The organism is Pseudomonas sp. (genome assembly GCF_030684895.1).
Lineage (GTDB): Bacteria > Pseudomonadota > Gammaproteobacteria > Pseudomonadales > Pseudomonadaceae > Aquipseudomonas.
This window is the reverse complement of sequence record NZ_JAUXXP010000033.1, coordinates 1-19,892: the sequence shown is the minus strand read 5'-3', so window position 1 is coordinate 19,892 and position 19,892 is coordinate 1. Positions and strand designations below refer to the sequence as shown.

Here is a 19,892-nt window from a genome sequence, read left to right as displayed (position 1 = left end):
ATAGCTGAATTTCTCCCTATAAATTCAGCAACTCATGTGCAAATCAGTTGCACATGCTCACCTGAGTAACTATCTGCGCGATAAGTATTGGGCCGTTAAAAAATCAGCCCGCTTCCTCTACGGTCGCGGGCTGATGATATATACGCAGTCCACACCTAACTGCTGATCCGAAACAAGCGGAGGCTCGCCGTGTACCGGCGAGCCTCCGCGCTCTTAGGCTGTTTTCAACGCATTGTCGTCCAGCATATTCATGATGATAGTAGCCTCGTCACTACTACCATAGAGCGTCGAAAGGTTCACATTATCCAACATCACCTGTTGCTCGACGGGCCCCGCCGCTACCGTACGGATACTGATAGTTGTGGTGGTGCCTAAGAAAGCAAAGTCCAGGTAATCCTGCAGAATATTCGGATTCGTCCCTACGCCCGAGAGTAGCTGCGATAAATCCAGGATGTCGGAGTTAACACCTGCGGTGTCTACATTGAAATCGGTGATGTGATCCATTCCACCGCCCAAACCGCCTTTTTGCCACAGGAAGGTATCTTTGCCGGCTCCGCCAGTCATGGTATCGGCCCCCACCCCACCAATCAGGATGTCATCACCACCATTACCGATCAGGATATCGTTGCCAGCACCACCAATCAGCAGATTGGCGCTGTTGTCACCAATAAGCGTATCGTTAAAATTCGAGCCGATCAGGTTCTCGATGCTATTGAGGGTGTCAGTCCCTGCCCCGCCGGTATTCTGCGCAGTGGCAACACCGAGATTGACGGTCACAGCCGAGGTTGCATCGATATAACTTGCAGTATCGATACCTGCCCCACCATTCAACGTATCGTTGCCGGCGCCACCGACCAGGATGTCGTTGCCATTACCGCCGTTCAGGGTGTCGTTGCCACCAAGACCAATCAGAATGTCATCACCGTCGCCACCATTGAGCGTCTCATTTGAACCGTCACGCCCAAGCAGGATTTCATTGCGGAAAGTGCCATCAATGGTGCTGCTGCCCGCTGAACTGCGGTCCAGCACAACGTTGGCGCTACCAGCGCTGGTGGTATAGCTGAAGGTTCCACCGTCAGCATTAGAGCCTCCGTTCTCAGTGAAGCGCACGTTGTCGCCATTCAATGCAGGAGTACCGCTTGAACCACTTGCCACCGAGAGCACCGACAACAGCGAACTGTTAGTACCCGTGTCGTTGGCCAGCAAGGCCCAGCGCGGAATATCGATGACATCAGAGCCAGACTGAGTTCCCACATTGCTCAACACCAGATCATCACGGATAACCAAAGGCTGATTACCGCCACTGATGGCAATGCTCAGGTTGGCACTGGCTGAATCACCATCATTGTCCATCAGGGTAAAGCCGATACTCAGCGCAATAGCCGTGGTGATGGTGCTCGGCGGCGTATACAGGTAACTGCCGGTCAGCATGTTCACGGCCAGGCTCGAACCATTGCCCAGGGCAATGTTCAAGGTGTTACCCGCCAGCGGGCTGCCGCCGTTGACCGTATTACTTGCCTTGTCATAGGTGTATGTGGTCGCCCCAAGGGTCAAGCTACGCACATAACCACCGTCGGCGCCAAAGCCACCGCCGTTATCACCCAGGTTGCCACTCAGTGGCGATGCCTGCGCCAGCGAAGTCAGCGTCTGGGTCAACTGGCCGAAATCAGTCACCACTATGGCGTTGATCGCACCACCCGAAGAGCCACCGTTATAGGCGATAGGCTCCAGAGTACTGCTTGTGACACCCGTGCCCATGCCCAATGCATAAGAGCGAATGTTGTTGGCAGTCAGGAAATTGATCCAGACCTGCTCTTCCGAAATACCGGTGTTACCGCCATAAGCTGCTGGCCAATCCGAGCCCGCCGAGCCCGCGTTAGTCTGGATACCCGAGTCGCCAGTCGGTCTGTTAGGTGCACCATCAGAGAGGAAGTAAGCGACATTTTGCACATCGCTTCCGCTCAGCTTGCCACCCGATGAACCGGTTTGCCCAAAGGCATTGATGGCATTAATCAAGGCCGCGTCATAGTTGGTATTGCCACTACTACTCAACGCCAGAACTGCCGACTTGGCTGTAGCAATATCCACCCAGACCTGGTTGGTGGTGGCATTTGAGCCAAAGGTCACCAGGGTCACTTTCACCGCACCCAGCGCCTCGTATTGCTCGAACAGTTCCAGCAATGCATTTTTGGCAGCCTGCAGACGAGTCATGCTGCCGACGCCCGAACCATCATCCATGCTGCCCGAGATATCGAGCACAACCATCAGGTTGGTCTTGATTCCGACGTTGGCCTGACCTGAGCGGTCAATGTCTTTGGCCACCGGACTGTCGTCATCGACATTGATGTTCAGCGAACCAATCGCCTGATCACCATCCTTGTCGGTCACGCTGTAGTTCAAGGTGAAAGCCTGATTGTTCTCGGCACCACCCGGCTCATGCATGATTGGTGCATTTTGCGTAACGCTGTATGCACCTGTCGCGCTGTTCAAGGTCACGGTCAGTACTGTTGTGGCCCCCTGTTTGACCAGCAAGTTGCTGCCCGACAGTTCATAGGTAAAGCCACTGGGGTTGCCAGTGGTCAGCCATTGCACGCTGCCGGCACCGTCAGCACCGTACGTAAAGCTCAACGTGCCATTGGTATTGGCCGCATTAGCGTCGTCCCCGGTGCCACCTGCAAGACCACCGGGCAAGGCATCATCATCCAACAGCGCAATCGGGTTACTGCCTGCTGTTGGCGCGTCGTCCTTAAAGCTGATGGCGTTACCCAGATTGAGCGTGGCACTGGCCGAGTCGCCATCTTTATCGGTGATGGTTGCAACCAGTTGAACCAGGTTGGCCGAAGACAAGCTGATCGCCTGATCTGGGCCGTCATTGGGGGTATGCATCAACGCACGCTGTTGATCCAGAGTCACCACCCCCGTGGTGCTGTTAACCGACACCACAAAGGACACTGCGCCCCCTGCACCGCCAACCTTACCGACGATATTTACCCCTTCTTTGTATAGCAGGATGCTTTGATTCGTCGCCGAGTCCACCAAACCGCTGTTGGCTCCGGCCGCGCTTACGTTCAGGCTGTAGACCAAGCTTCCAGCGCCATCAGCACCATAGACACTGGTGAAGGCAGCAGAAAAATTGGCCGTGGCATTTCCTGCCAAGTTCGTTTCATCAACTTGCAGGCTACCAGCTAACGCTTGCCCAGCGCTGATGCTCGGCGCATCGTCGCGGAAGCTTATTGCACTGCCCAGGTTGAGCGTGGCACTGGCAGTGTCGCCATCCTTGTCGGTGATGGTCGCCACCAGTTGTACCAAGTTGGCGGACGCCAGGCTGACGGCTTGATCGGGGCCGGTGTCGGGCGTGTGCATCAGTGCCCGCTGTTGATCCAGGGTCACATTACCCGTCGTGCTGTTGACCGAAACCACAAAGGACACTGCGCCCCCTGCACCGCCAACCTTACCGACGATATTCGCCCCTTCTTTGTATAGCAGGATGCTTTGATTCGTCGCCGAGTCCACCAAGCCGCTGTTCGCACCAGCGGCGCTTACATTCAGGCTGTAGCTCAAACTGCCGGCGCCGTCCGCGCCGTAAGCGCTGCTAAAGGCACCGGAGAAGTTCGTCGTAGCATCCACCAGCAGGTTGGTTTCATCCACCTGCAACGAACCAGCTGCGGCCTGAGCGGCAGTAATAGTTGGAATGTCATCCTCGATGTGCACCAGGAAATCGCCGACCAAGGTGACTGGGTTCACACCGTTGCTAGCCACGAGGATGCTGGCAAAGTTCAGCACCAGTAACTCATCGTCATCACCATTGGCCAATGGATGATCCAGCGGGCCACTGAGGGTGAAGGTGTAATCGCCGTTGCTTTGCACCTGCAAGGTGAACACAGTCGCCGCGCCCGCTTTTGCAGTCAACGTATCACCGGACACGCTGTAGACCAGCCCCGTTCCACCAGAGCTTGCCGCAGGCAGACCAGCCGTGTTGCTCGATAGACTGAATTGCACGCCTGCTGCTGAGCCCACCACCAATTCAGTAACACTACCGGTAGCCACTGCAGTTACCGCATCACCATCGGTGATACCACCTGACAGCTCATCTTCGTCAACCTTGGCGATAACTGGACCGCTGTCGACTACATAGACGGTCAAGTTAGCGCTGGATGGGTCACCATCCTTGTCGACAATGGTGTAGGTGAAGGTTTCTGTTTTGTCGCCCGCCACAGATGGAGCCTGATAGGTCCATGCTCCGGTGCTGAAGTTGAAACTCAGTTTGCCGCCTTCAGCAGTGGCAATATTGCTCAACTGGCTGCCGGCAATAGCAGGGCCAACACTCGGAGTAATGGTGCTGGTGCCATTCCAGACATAGGTGATGTTGTTGATCACGATGGATTGGATATAACCAGGGCCATCAGCGCCAAAGGCATCATCGTCACCACCACCAGCAACCCCATCACTGCCCAACAGCACATTACCACTGACCAGAGCGCCAATTTGACCCAGCAGGGTGCCAACCAAGCCATTGAAGTCGCCGACCAGGATAGGCGCACCAACGCCATCCAGATCTACATCCTGCAAGCGAGCGATATTAATGCCATTGCCCACACCGATGGCGGTGACGCTCACACCCACAGGGCCATTAACGAAACCATTCCAAGCTGCTGCCGTTGCATTGCTCAGCGAGTTGCCGCCCGAGCCGGTCTGCTCGTTGGGATTACCGTCACTGATAAAGAACACCTGGTTGCTCGCCCCAGCAGTAGGGGTGTAAACCGCCATGGTTTCCTGAATCGCCGCAGTAAAGTCCGTCTGCCCATTGAACGGACGGGTTCCGCCATCGGCTGGATTGAGGCTGCCGATCAGGGTCGAGAAAGCGGCATAATCGGTAACAGCGGCGTAGGAAGTCGCTGTACCGGAGAAGGCAATGATCTTGATCGTCACATCGCCTGTGGTGCCATTGAACAATGCCTGCCCGGCAGCGCGTACGGCCTGCAGCATGGTGTTCAGCTCGGTGTTATCGATGCTGCCGCTGAAGTCCAGCACAAAGGCCACGTTGAAGTCCTTGCCTTGCGAGGCTTGCACTGTGGCAATGTCGTCCTGGGCTTGCGGGGTGTCATCGTCAACATTGATCGACAAGCTGCCGGTGGCGGTATCACCGTCCTTATCGATCACCTGATAGCTCAGGGTAAAGGCTTGGTTGTTCTCCTGATCAGCCGTGGCATGTTGGATGGGCGCGTTCTGAGTAACTGTGTAAGCACCGTTTGACTGATTCAGCGTCACAGTCAGGACGGTGGTACTCCCTTGTTTGACCAACAGGTTTGAGCCCGATAGTTCGTAGGTAAAGCCGGCAGGAGCCCCGCTGGTCAGCCACTGCAGACTACCCGCACCATCGGCACCGAAGCTGTGGCCCAGCGTACCGCTGGCGTTGATCGAGTCGGCATCGTCACCCACGCCCCCCGGAATGCCGTTGACCAAGGCATCGTCGTCCAGCTGCACCAAGGCATTCGGTAGCACACTTGGGCCGTCATCTTTGAAGCTGATGACTGTACCAATATCAAGGCTGGCGCTGGCCTGATCACCATCCCCATCGGTCACGACGGCATTCAAGCTGACATGCCCCGCACCAAGGAACTTGGCTTCATCTGGATCGCCGGTTGGATGAACGATGGCGCGGATCTGATCGAGAGTGACGGTGCCTGTCGCATCGACGCTCAGGGTAAATACCAGCTGATTGCTGATTGAAGTACGGCCTTCAATGACTCCAGCATTCAGGCTGAGGATCACAGCCTGATTAGTTTCGGTATCCACCAGGCCAGAGTTGGCGTTTTGCACGCTCAGGTTATAGGTCAGGCTTTGTAGACCATCAGCCCCAGGCTGCACGTTGAACACACCACTGAAGTTAGCCGTGGCATCAATATGGAAATTCGACTCATCGACCTGCAATGCAGAACCCCAGGTGACATTGGTGCTGACATCGTTGTAGTCGTAATCCGAGGTAAGCGTTTTGTCTTCCCAGTTCTGATTGCCTGCGTTGCCGGTGTCCTGCAAATGCGAGCCGCCTGGATTCAGGCTGGCATCACTGAACAGCACATTGGCACCGTCAGCACCCACTAGCGGCACACCACCCAACTTCGCCTGCCACTGGCCGGCGACAAACTCGAAGGTCACAACCGAGCCATTAGTCAGGCCTGCATTGGCTCCGCCATTAGGGATGATAAAGAATCCCGTATTGGCTGGGTCCAGGCCATTGAGATCAGCCACATCGCCAACGGATTGAGCATGCACATTGGCCCAGATCACTTTGCCGTCTATTGGTGAACCATCTGGTGCCTTGTTGTAATAGCCATAGGAGTTGCTGTAGCCAGCATCGGTGCCCTGGAAGGTGACAAAGGAAGTCACACCAATATTCCCGACCTGAATGGTCGGAGTATCGTCATCAATCGTCACGACCAACGAGCCCGTGGCCGAGTCGTTATCACCGTCAGTCACCGTGTAACCGATGTTCAGGGTGATATCGTCTTCGGTACCACTGACTGGGTGCATCAGAGGCTGCAACAGATTGATGGTGTAGGCGCCAGAGGCTGGGTCAGTGAGCACTACAGTCAGCAAGGCACCGCGGGTAGAACTGATGGTCAGGGTATTGGAGGGAGCATCCCAATTGGATGTCACGGCCTCCGAGCCCAAGCTTATCGGACCGCTAAGCACAATGGATTTGAGGCCATCAGCACCGGCATTAAATGCCAAATTCCCACTGGTGCTGGTAGCAGCACCCGCAACATCGCCTGGGCCGCCATTGATGCCGCCGACCAGGCCTTCGTCATCCAGCACAACCGCTGCAGTTACTTGGCCAGCAGTTGGGGCATCGTCTTCGAAGCGGATCACATGACCGATATCGACCTTGTCGACCGCCACATCACCGTCACCGTCGGTAATCGTCAGCACCGCTTTGACTTTGCCACTGAGGCTCAGCGATTCGTCTGCATTGCTGCCATCCGGATGTTTCAGGGAGATGTACTGCGCCACACTCAGCGTGCCGTCGCTGCCGATAGCGACGGCAAATGCTGCCTTGCCATTATCGGCGCCGCCATCGACACGACCGACGACTAGGTCGCCTTCAACATGCAGACGGATAGTCGAGCCATCAGTGGTTTTCAGGCCTGAGTCCATACCATTGCTGCCCTGCAGGGCCAGGCTCAAAACAGTTGTTGCGCCCTCGTCATCTTGGCCAGTACTGCTACCCGCAATGCTGACCACCGCACCACTGCTTTGCGCATAGCCTACCGGGTCAAGACCCGTACCCGGTGTGCCAACCGCAGCGAAGAGTGCTGATAGATCGGCCACATCATTGTCGTTGGCATCCCCCGGAATGAGCGGGGTTGCGACTGCATTTTGCAGCCCGGCAGACTCATCGTGGGTAACCCCGGCATTTCTCACCAGACTGATGTTCGCGGTGGGGCCGTCATCCTCGAAGCGGATCACGCTGCCAATATCGACCTTATCGACCGCCACATCGCCGTCGCCATCGGTGACAGTCACAACCGCCTGGATCTTGCCTGCCAGGTTGACAGCTTCGTCGTAGCTGCTGCCACCAATCGGATGTTCAAGCGATACATACTGAGCCAGGCTCAGCGAGCCATCGGCACCGATGGCAATAGCAAATGCGGCCTTGCCAGCATCTACACCACCCACGATGCGACCGACGATCAGTGCACCTTCAAGATGCAGAGTGATGCTGTGGCCATCGGTGGTACGCAGGCCCGAATCATCGCCATTGCCGTTTTTCACAATCAGGCTGAGCTGGGTAGTCGCACCCTCTTCATCCTCGCCGTAGCTGCTGCCCAGGGTGGTCACCACGGGGGTGGCGCTCTTGGCAAAACCAGTCGGGCTGATATCTGTACCTTTGTCGGTAACGCCATCAAATACCGACAGATAAGCCACATCATTATCGGTAATATCGCCCAGGGCCCAGGTGTGCCAGAAGTTCTGCAGCCCGGCCGTTTCATCGTGGGTGACATCGGCCCATGGGCCTTTGAGATTAATGTGTGCGGTGGGACCGTCATCTTCGAAACGGATGGCGCTGCCGATATTGACCTTGTCGACCGCTACATCGCCATCACCATCAGTCACTGTCAGTACTGCCTGTACCTTGCCAGCCAGGCTTACTGCTTCGTCGTAGCTGCTGCCACCAATTGGGTGCTGCAGCGATACGTACTGCGCCACACTAACCGTGCCGTCAGCACCTATGGCGATGGCAAATGCTGCCTTACCGGCATCCGGCCCACCGACAATGCGCCCGACCACTAAACTGTTTTCGACATAGAGTTTGATGGCAAAACCAGCCGTAGTTGCCAGCCCAGAATCAGCCCCATTGCCGCCGACAACTGCCAAGCTGAGCTGTGAAGTCGCCCCTTCTTGGTCCTGTCCGTAGCTGCTACCAGCAGTCGTAACCAACGGACCATTGCTTTGCGCATAGCCTTTTGGAGAAAGATCACCGCCTCTGTTCACAACACTGTTGAACAGACTGGAGATGCCATTGATGTCGTTGTCGTTGGCGTCTTCAGCAGGTGTTGGGGTTGCCGTGGCATTCTGCAAGCCATGCGATTCGTCATGCACCACACGCACGCCATGCACAGATTTGATAGTGGCAATGGGGCCATCGTCCTCAAAAGCAATCACATGGCCGATGCTGACTTTATCCACCGCCACATCACCATCACCATCTGTCACCGTGACCACGGCCTTGATCTTGCCAGCCAGCGTTACCGCTTCGTCATAGCTGCTACCGCCGACGGGATGCTCCAGCGACATGTACTGGGCAATGCTGATCGAGCCATCGGCACCAATGGCTACAGCAAAAGCTGCCTGCCCGGCGAAATCGCCACTGGCAACACGACCCACTACCAAGCCGTCTTCGAGGTAAAGATTGATGGAGGTTCCATCGGTGGTTTTCAGGCCTGAATCACTGCCCGGCTCACCTGTCAGTTCAAGGCTGAGGACTGTGGTGGCACCGGCAAAATCTGAACCATAGCTGCTGCCAAGTGTGCTCACGATAGGCGTCAAGCTACGGGCAAAGCCCGTAGGGTCGATATCCCCCCCCTTGTCAGCCACGCCATTGAATACTGAAACAAAATTGACATCGTTGTCCCAATCACCTGGTTTCCACCAGGAGGTCAGGAAGTTCTGCAACCCTGCGCTTTCATCATGGGTTACTTGTGCCCATGGACCTTTGAGGAAGATGCAGGCTTGTGGGCCATCATCTTCAAAGCCAATACGCGAGCCCAGCTCGACGATGGGAGAGGTTGCGGAATCGCCATCGTTGTCAAAGATCTTCACGGTCACGCCGATCAGGCCTTCGCCAATAACGGCCATGCTGTCGTGATTGTTGCCATCGTCACCATGATGAATGGCGGCATATTGAGTTACCGAAACAGCACCAGTGCTTGAGTTGATGCTGATACGGAACACCACCAGGCCGCCGTCGGCGATACCAAGGATGTCGCCTGCGTCTGCACCATCACCGCCGACAAACGACAGCAAGACCGGGCCACCCGCCGTGGCGGTAAGGCCCGAGTCAGCGCCATCTTCTGACAAGGTCAGAGAGAAAGTCCTGGCCTCAAGATTCTCGCCATCGGCACCTGGGTCGACAGCCAGAGAAACAATACTTTCCAGGTTAAAGCTGGCGTAGCCAATTACGCCGGTTTCGCTGCCTGAATAACTGGATTCATCGTTATTCGACGCGTAACCGGACTCATCTTTAGTCGAACCACCAGTACCAACGGACTCGTCGACAACCAGTAATCCGGCTTGCTCGGACACCTCAAAACGCAAAATGCTTGGACCATCATCATAAATTGCAATCGTGAGAGGAACAGTGGGCGACACATCGCCGTCACCATCAATCACCCGTACAAAGAACGGATCGAGCAGCTGATCGTCAGCCCCTACAGCATCTGGAATGGAATGATTAAGCGTGTTGTCCGCCAGGGTATAAGTCCAATTACCGGCAGCATCAAATACCAGTTGTCCATAAACACCCTGGACCACACCGCCGCCTTGCACGTTGACCCATACACCGTTCTTATCCAGCACCTGAATGGCCGATATACCGTCGGGTGAGTTAATGATTAATGAGCCAGAGACATTTTCCGCGTTGCTGCCAGGGTTCGAACCGGCCTGACCATCGAGATTGGTTACCGCATCGGAATTGAGCGCCGCCTCTTCAACGACGCCAGGGCCTGTGACAACAGAACCTTCCTGATCGAAGTAGATAATTTCAATTACGGGCGAAGAATCCGGTACACCATCAGCAGCCACCGGCTCAGGGTCAGGAAACTCCGGCCCAGTGTTCAGCCCTTCGGTTGGGAAGCCAATGATCGGATCAAGTGCACCGCCGGTTTCACTTAGCAGGACGAAGGAGTGGCCGCCGCCTACGCCACCAGCACCGCCTGCGCCACCCGCACCTGGGCCCGCGGCGGTTGCCTCGCCTTCAAGCGTCGGGTCGACGCCGGCTTCGATTGCGGCTTGCAGCTTTTCAACATCAGTCAAATCGCCATCACTCGGCGCAGCCGGTGGCGTATCAGCCGTAGGTGTTTGTTGATTGGAACTACCTGCGAGCATTTGCTCGGTGAGATTCAGGCTGCTGTCGCGGCCCAGGGTAAGTTGCTGCCCGTTGTTCATGGCAACCGCAATGGCCCCGGCAGCGCCGGTAACGATTTGCTCCCCCGCAAAAACCCGATCACCTTCACTGAGTGGCCGACGCGTTCCGTCGCCAGCTACTGCATAGACTTCGCCGATAACTTGGCTGACGACACCAATCAAAGTAGCCATGATTCCATCCTCACTACAACTGCCGACCACCGCCGACACGTATGCCAAAAAAGGTCGAAATACCCTTCAAGGAGAGAACAAAACCACTGGCTGATTACAACGACGTCACACTCAAAAACAAAAACGACAAAAAACTGTCACCCTGACCCACGTCGCCCACCACACCAGAGAGATCCCGCCCCTATTTGCATCTGACCGTCTGTTTTAGCCGTGCATGCCACTTAAGAGCACGAAATGCACGGCTTCTGGATGAAAACAATGTGCTGCTTTTCTCAGACTGCATAAGATTTTTTTCTTATAGGCCTTGTAACAATTTTTTCTTAGCTACGCTTAAAACTGTTCTTAGCTGTGATGTTACAGACTGAGAGTAATCCACAAGACAGATAAGCCATTTTTTTGGCGACGGGATTTAGAAAACTTATAAGGAGAGTTACCAGATGCGCGCACTCAACCCTTTATGGAGCAGTATCGTGCTGGCAGCGGTCTGTACCCAGGCACAAGGCATCACCTTGTCGGAAGCGATCCAGAGCACCCTGGACAACCACCCGGAGGTTCATGCTGGGGCCAACAGCCGCCTTTCATCGGATGAAGACGTCAAGATTGCTAAAGGCGGTTATCTGCCAACCGTCGACCTGCTGGTGGGCTACGGCCGGGAAAATACCGACAACCCCAGCACCCGAGCACTCGGCAACCATAATAAGGAAACGCTGAACTACGGCACCTCCGAGCTGCGCCTGCGGCAGATGATCTTTGATGGCTTTAATACGCCCAACGAAGTGGCGCGCACCAAAGCCGTGGTTAACTCGCGGGCTTATCGCTTGCTCGGCACGTCGGAAAGCCTGGCCCTGCGTACCGTCGAGGTTTATCTGGATCTGCTGATGCGCCGCGAAATGGTCGAGCTTGCACGCAACAACCTGCAAGCTCACCAACGTATTAATGATCAAATCAGCCTACGCAGCCAGCAAGGCGTTGGCAGCACGGCGGATCTTGACCAATCCGAAGCGCGTTTAGCGCTGGCAGAGAACAACCTGTATACCGAGCAAGTAAACCTGGCCGACGCCGAAGCCAACTTCTTCAGTGCCGTTGGCCGGTTACCCGACGAGTTGGCCTCCCCAGCCTCATTGAAAGGTTCATTGCCGGAAAACCTGACCGACGCTCGGCAGGCGGTCATCGATAACAACCCCTTCCTGAAATCCGCACAATCCGATGTACAAGCAGCCGAAAAACAATACGAGGTCGCCAAATCGACCTTCTACCCTCGCGTTGACCTTGAGTTGGCCACCAATGCCGATAACAACACCCAGGGCGATGAAGGCCACAACAATGGTTGGCGTGCGGCCGTGGTGATGAACTACAACCTGTTCAACGGCATGCGTGACAAGGCGCGCCTGCAGTCGACTGCCCACCAGATCAATGAGTCGATGGACATCCGCAACAACGCCCTGCGCGTGCTCAACGAAAACCTTTCCCTGGCCTGGAACGCCATGGAAAACGCCCGACTGCAAACGCCAAAAGCGCGTGATTACGCCGACTACACCGCGCGTGTTCGCGAAGCCTATCAACAGCAATTCAGCCTGGGCCAACGCACCCTGCTCGACTTGCTGGACAGTGAAAACGAACTATTCACCGCTAACCGTCGCTACAGCGAAGTGCGCTACAGCGAAGAGTTCTCCATGTATCGGGTAACCGCAGCGATGGGTGACTTGTTGCGTCAACAACAAGTGGTAGTACCGGCAGAAGCTGTAGCCCTCACAGAAGTGAAGAGCGAGGCCCGTCTGCCGGCAATGAAATAGAACCGGCATAAGGAGTAGTAACCTTGACCACCATGGAGCGGCCGGGGTCATCCAGCGATCCGCGTCTTAATCACGACGACCCGCTGCTTGATGGCTTGTTGATTCTTTGCAAACTCCACGGCTGCTCAGCCAGCCGTGGCAGCTTGAGTGCAGGCCTGCCGCTGCCAGAGCAGCGCCTTACGCCTGAGTTGCTACCCCGCGCTGCGTCGCGGGCAGGTTTGCAAGGGCGTTTGCTGCAACGTGATCTGGCCAGCATCTCAACCCTCAACCTGCCCGTGCTGCTGCTGTTGAAAAACGGCCGTAGCGCGGTGTTGCGTCAATGGGGACCGAAGAACCAGGCGCAGATACTGCCCTGCGAAGCCGACGGCGGCGAACAATGGGTCAGCCGTGAACAACTGGCCAACGAGTACAGTGGGCAAGCCTTTTTTGCCCGACCACGGCATGAATTGGAAGAGGCACGTTCACCGCTCGTACCGCGCATTGAAGCCTGGTTTCGCGACACCCTAAAGCTGTCGCGCTGGCTGTACACCGATGCAATTCTCGCCAGCCTGCTGATAAACCTGCTCGGCCTGATGGTGCCGCTGTTTGTCATGCAGACCTATGACCGCGTCGTACCCAATCAAGCCACCGCGACCCTCTGGGTGCTGGCCATTGGTTTGTTTATCGGGATGGGCTTCGAGCTATTGCTAAAAATCCTACGCTCACACCTGCTCGATACTGCAGGCAAGAAAACCGATGTGGTGCTGTCAGCCACACTTTTCGAACGTATCACTGGCATGTCGATGAAGGCCCGCCCTGCGACCATCGGCGGTTTTGCCCAGAGCATTCATGACTTCCAGGGGCTGCGTGAATTCCTCACGGCCGTCACCCTCACCAGCCTGATCGATCTGCCTTTCTCATTTCTGATGATTGCTGTGATATGGCTGATCGGTGGCTGGCTAGTCGTTATCCCCTTACTGGCGTTCCCAATCACCGCCCTCTTCGCCTTTATCATCCAGGCGCGCCTGCGCGATACGGTGGAAAAAAGCCTGCAACTGGCCTCACAACGCCAAGCGCTGTTGATTGAAACCCTCGGCGGATTGGAAACCCTAAAGGCCTGCAGCGCGGAAAGTGAGCGCCAGCACCAGTGGGAAAAGACTCACGGTGCACTTACTCGCCTGGATATCCATGCCCGCTCACTGGCCGCTATTGCCACCAACGGCACACTATTTCTGCAGCAATTCGCCGGTATGGCCACCATCGTCGCGGGTGTCTACATCATTATTGCCGGCCAGCTCAGCGTCGGTGCGCTGGTGGCCTGTTACATGCTGGGCAGCCGTATTCTCGCGCCGCTTGGGCAGATTGCCGGGTTGATTACCCGCTACCAGCAAGCGCGCCTGACCATGACCAGCACCGACGCGCTGATGGCCCTGCCGCAGGAGCGTCAGGCCAAGCAACGCCCACTGGATCGCACCCAACTGCATGGTGCCCTGGATGTACGCGACGTCACATTCAGCTACCCCGGACAAAGTACCCCGGCACTTGCGGGGGTCAGTCTGCGCATGACGGCAGGTGAACGAATCGGCATCATCGGCCGCAGCGGCTCCGGCAAGAGCACCTTGGCGCGCTTGGTAATGGCCTTCTACAGCCCGGATAAAGGGCAAATCCTGCTGGACAACCTCGACCTGCGCCAGCTCGACGTGGCCGATTTGCGCCATCAAATCGGTTACGTCGCCCACGACCTGCCATTACTGGCCGGCAGCCTGCGCGACAACCTGACATTGGGCGCACGCTATGTCAGCGATGCGCGCATGCTTGAAGTGGCCGAACTAACCGGCGTGGTCGATCTGGCGCGGCAACACCCGCAAGGCTTCGACCGCCCCGTAGGTGAGCGTGGCCAACTGCTTTCAGGCGGTCAACGCCAGGCCGTACTGCTGGCCCGCGCACTGCTTCTGGACCCACCTATTCTGCTGCTGGATGAGCCCACCAGCGCCATGGACAACACCAGCGAGGAAATCCTGCGTAATCGCCTGCAAACCTGGGCACAAGGCAAAACCGTGCTACTGATCACCCACCGCGCCTCCATGCTCAGCCTGGTGGACCGTTTGGTGGTACTGGATAACGGCCATATTGTTGCGGACGGCCCCAAAGAAGCAGTCATTGAAGCGCTACGCAAAGGTCGAGTCGGCCCTGCTGCGGTATAGGAACGGTGATGCAAATAAGCAACTCGATTCGCGATTACTTCGCCAGCATGCACCAGCGCAAGCAAGACACCGAGTTTATGCCGGAAGTCGACGGCGCCATTCTCGAAGACTCGCCCTGGTTTACCCGCATCACTGTCTGGGTGGTCAGCACCTGCCTGATCGTAGCGTTAATCTGGGCCAATTTTGCCGTGTTGGAGGAAGTCACCACCGGTGAAGGCAAGGCCATCCCCTCCAGCAAAATCCAGGTCATCCAGAACCTGGAAGGCGGCATCGTCAGTGAAATCTTTGTGCGCGAGGGCCAGATAGTCGAAAAAGGCGCCGTACTGCTGCGCCTGGATGACACCCGCTTTCTCTCCAACCGTGGCGAAGCCGAAGCCGACCGTCTGGCCCTAGTGGCACGGGTCGAACGCTTAACCGCAGAAGCCGAAGGCCGCCCCATCAGCATGCCGGCGGATATCCTGCGCCTGGCTCCGCAACTGGCCGAGGACGAACTGGCGCTTTATCGTTCGCGGCAGAACCGCCTGCAAAGCGAGCAGCGCACACTTGGCGAACAGCTGCGGCAAAAAACCCAGGAACTGGCCGAATTCCGCGCCAAGGCCCAGCAATACCGCTCCAGCATGGGCCTGCTGCAGCAGGAACTGAATATGTCGCAACCACTGGTGGCAACCGGTGCGATTTCCCAGGTGGAGATCCTCCGCCTACGCCGCAGCCTGGTGGAAATAAGGGGTTCGCTGGACGCCACTAACCTGGCGATTCCAAGAGCCGAATCGGCGATGAATGAAATCAAGAGCAAGATTGAAGAGTCCGAGCTGGGCTTTCGCTCAGACGCCTTCAAGGAACTCAATGAAATCCGTACCGAGTTGCAGAAACTCACCGCCACCAGCGTGGCCATCGATGATCGCGTCAGCCGCACCACTGTGGTCTCCCCGGTGCGCGGGGTAATCAAGCAGCTCAAGGTCAACACCATTGGCGGCGTGGTACAGCCCGGCAATGACATGCTGGAGATCGTGCCGCTGGATGACAGCCTGCTGATTGAAGCCAAGGTACGCCCGCAGGATGTCGCCTTTCTGCATCCCGGGCAGAAGGCCATGGTCAAATTCACCGCTTACGACTACACCATTTACGGTGGACTCCGGGCCAACCTCGAACTGATCAGCGCCGACACTATTACCGACGAGGAAGGCAAGAGCTTCTATCTGATCCAGGTTCGCACCGATAAAAGCCATCTGGGCAGCGAAGAACACCCATTGCTGATCATTCCCGGCATGGTCGCCACAGTGGACATCATCACAGGCGAAAAAAGCGTGCTCGACTACCTGCTCAAACCGGTACTGAAGGCGCGCGCAGAAGCCATGCGCGAACGTTGAAAGGCTTAGGAGATCGCATTCGGCTTGCCGTGATTGCGCTGGAAGGTCTGTTCCCCCATCGCGTCGATCTGCCCCTCAATCAACACCTCAAAGGGCTTGAGCAACGCATCGAAACAGGCAGGCGCCTCGACGGTATTCAGTGCAGTAACAATCGCCTCGATGGTTGATAAGGCACCGGGCATGGGTGCTTTGCGCAAACGATAGCGTGACTGCAAGCCCGCCGGCAGCACAACCCTGGGCAAAGCCGCTAACAACGGATTGAGGTGCAACAGCTTGCGCGCCTTACGCCAGGTGCCGTCGGGCACCACCAATAACAGCGGCAACTCGCTGTGCTGTTCAGCAAAAGCCATCAGCCCTTGCGCCTGCTCGCCAGGAAACAGCAGGCAGGCGCGATAGCCAGGCTGCTGCAAAAGAGCCGCAAGTGACTCGAAGACTTCACCCACCCGCAATTCAGCATTACTCAAGCCAAGAGCCGCCAGACGTGCAGTATTCAGCGCATGCCTAACCTCACTCGGGTGCTGCAGAATCAGCACCCGAGTACCGCTGGCTAAACAGGGAATAAGCGCACATAAACAGCGCTCGGTTGGGCGGGTACAACGTGGGCATTGCGGGCGTGGCATTGTTTTCTCCTCGGCCGCGCAGTTTGCCATAACCCATAGAAAATCGGCCCACCTCAGACACGAGGTGGGCCGATAAGCATGCACACGAGCCGTTAATTAGCGGTTGAAGCGCTCCGCCAGGCTGTGCAGATAGTCCGCCATGTCTTCCAGTTCCTGACCAATTGCTGCGCCCTGATGCGCCTGTTCGGCACTGCGGTCAGAGAGCTGGGCAATCTGGGTGATCTGCCGGCTGATATCTTCCGCCACATGACTTTGCTCTTCGGAGGCCGAAGCCATCTGCTGACTCATGCCGGTGATACGGCTGACGGCTGCACTGATGCCATCGAGCGCGGTGCGCACAGACTCCACGCTCTCGACGCTCTGCCTGGAAATCGCCTCACCCTTGCCTGCCGTTACCACCGCCCGTTCAGCGCCAGCACGCAGTGACGAAATGATCTGATGGATCTGCTCAGTCGACTCGCGCGTGCGTGAAGCCAGCGAGCGCACCTCATCCGCCACCACCGCAAAGCCGCGCCCCTGCTCGCCTGCGCGCGCGGCTTCGATGGCGGCGTTGAGCGCCAGCAGGTTGGTCTGCTCGGCAATCGAGGTAATCACATCCGCCACGCTGCCGATTGACTGAGTGGAGTTGGCCAGGTCATTGACCGCCTGACCGATATCCACCACCGCCTTGGCCATGTGATGCATGGAGTCGAGGCTGCCGCTGGCCAGCTGCAAGCCCTGCTTGGCCAGCCGATCCGCTTCCTCTGCGGCGTGCGAGGTGCTCTGCACGTTGTGCGTCACTTCCTGAATGGTTGCCGCCATCTGGTTGATCGCCGTAGCCGATTGATCGGTTTCACTGCGCTGTTGATCAAGCATTTTCGCCCCGGAGCGCGACAGATCGGCAGAACGCGTGGCGTGCGTTTTGACGTTTGCGCCGGCGTCCTCCATGCGCGTCAGCGCCGTTTGCAGACGTGCGTCTTCGCTGATCATCGCCATATCCAGCAAGGCCTGAGCGCCACGGCTATCGGTATAGGTCAAGGCGACCAACGCGCTGGTAAACGCCTTAGGATGCTCGGCAAGTGTCTGCCTGATCAAGCTGCGTTTGGCATGCAATTGGTAAGAGCCAAGGCCAAACATGGCCACGAAAATAAAGCCCCACAACCAGGGGCCGCTCAGTACAAAGTGCGCGCCGAGAATCAGCAGGCCGGTCAGAATCAGTGGCCATGACTGAATAATATCCAGCGTCCACAACTCCAGTTTGGGTACCGGAGGTTTACCCTCACGCAGTCGTGCATAAAGTTTTTCGGCACGGCGTTTCTGCGCTTCATCGGGTAAGGAACGTACCGACTCATAACCTGCCACCCGGCCATTTTCATAAATCGGCGTGACATAGGCGCTGACCCAGTAGTAATCACCGTTTTTTGAGCGATTTTTGACGATGCCCATCCAGGGTTTGCCCTGTTTGATGGTCTCCCACATATGGCCGAATACGCCGGGAGGCATATCAGGATGACGCACCAGGTTGTGGGGTTGGCCGATCAGCTCTTCGCGGGTAAAGCCACTGATCTCGACAAAAGCGTCGTTGCAGTAGGTGATGTTGCTATTTAGATCGGTGGTGGAAATGAGCCGCTCATGCCCGGGAAACGTTCTTTCCCGCTGAGTTACTGGGAGGTTCTGGCGCATTGGAGCTATCCCTGTCTGAGCTATTTGCATAACTGCAGGTGTAGGTCTAGCACAGCAGTGCCAACACGCTAGCCAATGCTTGTTTTAAATCGGGCGGTAATGGTCAGGGCTGTTATCAGCGCACAGCAGCTACAGCCAGTGAATCGCCCCGGGTTTCGTGGAGGCCTCAACTCTTGAGAAGATGAGGCTATGAAAAAGACCACGACCTACTCCCCTGAAATCCGTGAACGTGCCGTGCGCATGGTTCTGGAGCACCTGAACGACTATCCATCCGAGTGGGCGGCCATTGAGGCCATCGCGCCGAAGATCGGCTGTGTTCCGCAAACGCTGCATGGCTGGATTCGTCGCCACCAGACTGATGTCGGTCAACGTCCTGGGCCAACCAGCGAAGAGCGTGCACGCATCAAGGCTCTGGAGCGCGAGAACCGCGAGCTGCGCAAAGCCAACGAGATCCTGCGCCTGGCCAGTGCGTATTTTGCCCAGGCGGAGCTCGACCGCCGCACCAAGTCCTGAGGGCATTTGTCGATCAGCATCGTGACCGTCTCGGGGTCGAGTCGATCTGCCGCGTCTTGCAGATCGCCCCGTCCGGTTACCGCAGGCATGCGGCCCAACTTCGTAACCCGGCACTGCGCTCCTGCCGTGCAAAGCGCGACGACACATTGATCCCGGAGATCCAGCGAGTGTGGGATGCCAACATGCAGTGCTATGGCGCGGTGAAGGTCTGGAAGCAGCTGCGGCGAGAAGGCATCAAGGTAGCCAGATGCACGGTGGAGCGCTTAATGCGTCGGGCCGGATTGCAGGGCATCAGACGTGGCCAGATCGTGCGGACAACGGTGGCCGGCGACAAGGCCCTTTGCCCGCTGGATCGTGTCCAGCGCCAGTTCCATGCCGACCGCCCGAACCAGTTGTGGGTGTCGGACTTCACCTATGTGTCGACCTGGCAGGGCTGGCTGTACGTGGCGTTCGTGATCGACGTCTTTGCACGCCGTATTGTCGGCTGGCGAGTCAGTACTAGCATGAAGACCGACTTCGTACTGGATGCCCTGGAGCAAGCCCTGTATGCCCGTCAGCCACATCGTATGGGTGGCCTGATCCACCACAGCGACCGCGGCAGCCAGTACGTCTCGATTCGCTACACCGAGCGGCTGTCGGAGGCCGGCATTGAGCCTTCTGTTGGCAGCAAGGGCGACAGCTACGACAACGCCTTGGCTGAGACCATCAACGGTCTGTACAAGGCCGAGTTGATTTACCGTCAATCATGGAAGAGCCGCGAGGCTGTAGAAATGGCGACCCTGAAATGGGTGCACTGGTACAACCACCAACGGTTGCTGAGTTCAATCGGCTATATCCCGCCTGCGGAGGCTGAGGCAAACTTCCACCAGCAACAAACAGGTCAGGCCATGGCGGCCTGACTTAAACGAAACGGCCTCCACAAAAGCCGGGGCGATTCAA

7 protein-coding genes, 1 pseudogene and 1 other annotated feature are annotated in these 19,892 nt (G+C 56.9%); of the genes and pseudogenes, 4 read left to right on the top strand and 4 right to left on the bottom strand.

Annotated features, from left to right (window positions below):
• Positions 1-213 precede the first annotated feature (213 nt).
• Positions 214-10,815 (bottom strand): retention module-containing protein, encoded by a 10,602-nt coding sequence (locus Q8M42_RS06385; protein ID WP_304867659.1) that lies wholly within the window; start codon positions 10,813-10,815, stop codon positions 214-216.
• 437 nt (positions 10,816-11,252) lie between these two features.
• On the opposite strand from Q8M42_RS06385, the gene Q8M42_RS06380 reads away from it, so the two are divergent.
• Genes Q8M42_RS06380 through Q8M42_RS06370 form a run of 3 tightly spaced genes read left to right on the top strand, consistent with a single transcriptional unit; the run spans position 11,253 to position 16,158 of the window.
• Positions 11,253-12,608: a TolC family outer membrane protein gene (locus Q8M42_RS06380; RefSeq protein ID WP_304867657.1), complete on the top strand. Its 1,356-nt coding sequence runs from the start codon at positions 11,253-11,255 to the stop codon at positions 12,606-12,608.
• A gap of 32 nt (positions 12,609-12,640) precedes the next feature.
• Positions 12,641-14,791 (top strand): type I secretion system permease/ATPase, encoded by a 2,151-nt coding sequence (locus Q8M42_RS06375; RefSeq protein WP_370692719.1) that lies wholly within the window; start codon positions 12,641-12,643, stop codon positions 14,789-14,791.
• 8 nt (positions 14,792-14,799) lie between these two features.
• Positions 14,800-16,158 carry an HlyD family type I secretion periplasmic adaptor subunit gene (locus tag Q8M42_RS06370; protein ID WP_304867653.1) on the top strand — a complete coding sequence of 453 codons (1,359 nt, stop codon included), beginning with the start codon at positions 14,800-14,802 and terminating at the stop codon, positions 16,156-16,158.
• 5 nt (positions 16,159-16,163) lie between these two features.
• Here the strand turns inward: Q8M42_RS06370 and Q8M42_RS06365 are convergent, their stop codons facing one another.
• The 3 genes and pseudogenes from Q8M42_RS06365 to Q8M42_RS20920 all read right to left on the bottom strand — a co-directional run.
• Positions 16,164-16,778: a tRNA-uridine aminocarboxypropyltransferase gene (locus Q8M42_RS06365; RefSeq protein WP_304867652.1), complete on the bottom strand. Its 615-nt coding sequence runs from the start codon at positions 16,776-16,778 to the stop codon at positions 16,164-16,166.
• Positions 16,779-16,874: 96 nt separating this feature from the next.
• Complete coding sequence (locus tag Q8M42_RS06360) at positions 16,875-17,894, bottom strand: methyl-accepting chemotaxis protein (protein WP_370692718.1); 1,020 nt, start codon at positions 17,892-17,894, stop codon at positions 16,875-16,877.
• A 264-nt stretch (positions 17,895-18,158) separates the two neighbouring features.
• Positions 18,159-18,440, bottom strand: a pseudogene (locus tag Q8M42_RS20920) (PAS domain-containing protein); the annotation flags it as partial.
• Positions 18,441-18,629: 189 nt separating this feature from the next.
• Here Q8M42_RS20920 and Q8M42_RS06355 point away from each other — a divergent pair.
• Positions 18,630-19,852, top strand: a protein-coding gene (locus Q8M42_RS06355; RefSeq protein WP_304867648.1) for an IS3 family transposase whose coding sequence is annotated in 2 segments (ribosomal slippage) — positions 18,630-18,915 and positions 18,915-19,852 — 1,224 coding nt in all. Because the reading frame shifts where the segments join, the coding sequence is not laid out codon by codon here.
• Positions 18,908-19,024 (top strand) — a sequence feature (AL1L pseudoknot). It overlaps the preceding gene by 117 nt.
• Positions 19,853-19,892: the final 40 nt, after the last annotated feature.